At 43.4% G+C, this 2,113-nt stretch carries 1 protein-coding gene; it reads left to right on the top strand.

From position 1 onward, the window contains the following. The first annotated feature begins 439 nt into the window (after positions 1-439). Positions 440-1,954, top strand: a complete 1,515-nt coding sequence (locus F9K33_16510) for a hypothetical protein (protein KAB2877351.1) — start codon at positions 440-442, stop codon at positions 1,952-1,954. Positions 1,955-2,113 lie beyond the last annotated feature (159 nt).

Raw genomic sequence — 2,113 nt, 5'->3', positions numbered from 1 at the left:
CAAAGTAATACCTAAACTATTGCCAACCTTGCGGACGGCGGTTTTTTGCATAAGTTTCCTTTCGTTTGAGTAATTATAACAATTGTATTACTTGAAATCAACAACTATATTGATGCCGGCGACACATTAAATAACAAGCGGTTAACATGTGCCGCTTCGCGACGCCTTTTGATCTGACGATAGAGAGATTGTGGGCGTCGCTCGCCAGTAGCTCGCTCACGTATTGAGTATGTTCTTAATTAACTATAATTTTCCTCGCGTGCGAGCTACTGCGTGTAGCCGCCGAGCGTTATCTGACATCCGCTGACGGGTATCTTCGTTTGAAGTAACTTTTAGTTTGTAATGCTCACAACTATTATTGTTAACTCATTACTCTGAATAATAATAGGTTTTTTTTGTCTTTATTCTCGATGTCACGCAAATATTAGAAAGGAATGAAATGAATTCTTCAAAAATGGTATTCTTTGTTTTGGTATCAATTATAGCTGCCGGTTCAATTGGATGTGATCAAAAGTCACATGAAATCATCAGTGCACCAACAGTTGCCACGCTACCAATTGCAAATATAACGGCCGTATCAGCAAGTAGTGGCGGTGATGTAAATGATGACGGCAATGCGATTGTCACTGCGCGAGGTGTATGTTGGAGTAAAGCTCCAAATCCGACTATAGCCGACAGCAATACCATCGACAGTTCAGGGACCGGTTCATACCAAAGCGTCATTAGCGGATTGTCTCCAAACGAGACGTATTTTGTCAAAGCATATGCGACCAATAGCGTTGGGACAAGTTACGGTGACGAGGTGAGTTTCACAACTAATGAAACAATTCCACAAATAATTACAGATTCTATAACAAACATAACTGATTCAACTGCGTCTTGCGGTGGAAATGTGATTGATGACGGTGGGGCAACAGTAGCTGCCAGGGGAATATGCTGGAGTCCATCTCAAAACCCGTCAATCGCTGATAATAAAACTACAGATGGATCGGGAACTGGAATATTTAGTAGTAATATTACCGGCCTTTCTCCAAACACAATATACTACGTTAAAGCATATGCGACAAATACCGCTGGAACAAGTTATGGTAGTCAAGTAAGTTTCGTGACACTAGCTGTGGCTCCAACAGTAATTACTAGCCCAATTATAAGTGTCTGGCCTGCCTCGGCAAGTGGAGGCGGCAATGTAACTGATGACGGAGGCGCCCCAGTAATTGCTATGGGAGTTTGTTGGAGTCCATCTCAAAATCCGACAATCGCTGACAACAAGACTTCCGATGGATTGGAAACCGGATCCTTCGCAAGTCACATTACGGGCCTAGCCCCAAGCACAACATACTATGTTAAAGCGTATGCGACCAACAGCATAGGGACGAATTATGGTTTGCAGGAGACCTTTACAACAAGTGCACCTTATCAAACCGGCACCTTCACTGATCCTCGTGATGGCAGGTTATATCAAACGGTGACCGTTGGAACGCAAACTTGGATGTCAGAGAATTTGGAATACAGGACTTCAAGTGGGTCATGGTATTACAATGACGATTCATCAACCTATCATACTTATGGACGTCTTTACACTTGGGATAGTGCACTGACATCCTCTCCTCCAGGTTGGCATTTACCGAGTATAACGGAATGGACGACGTTGATATCGTTCTTGGGTGGAACAGATGTAGCTGGGGGTAAGCTTAAAGAGGCTGGGGTTGTACACTGGACAACCCCAAATGCCGGTGCAACTAACGAGTCAGGGTTTACGGCGATTCCGGGTGGTTACCGAGGCTACCAAAGTAATTTCGATAATGTTGGATACAACTGTACCTGGTGGTCAGCCACCGGGAACCCTCAGGCACCGGCAGCGTATGCCATAGCATTGAACTATGAGAACCCAAATGTGGGGCAAATCTGGCATGTGGCTCTACATGCGTTTAACGTCAGATGCATTAAAGATTAGACTAACTGGTTCAGAGTTATAAGCAGCGGACGTCGCATAACATCTTTAAAAAGTACTTTGTCAATAAAAAAAAGATTTCCATAAGAGTTTTTTACTCTTTTTTTTGAAAAACTACAAATCGGAGAGAATCACTTACGAAATCAACTAACTCGGGTACAG

This window comes from bacterium (assembly GCA_008933615.1).
GTDB lineage: Bacteria > CLD3 > CLD3 > SB21 > SB21 > SB21.
Note: the sequence above shows the minus strand (reverse complement) of the source record. Positions and strands in the feature narration are given on the sequence as shown.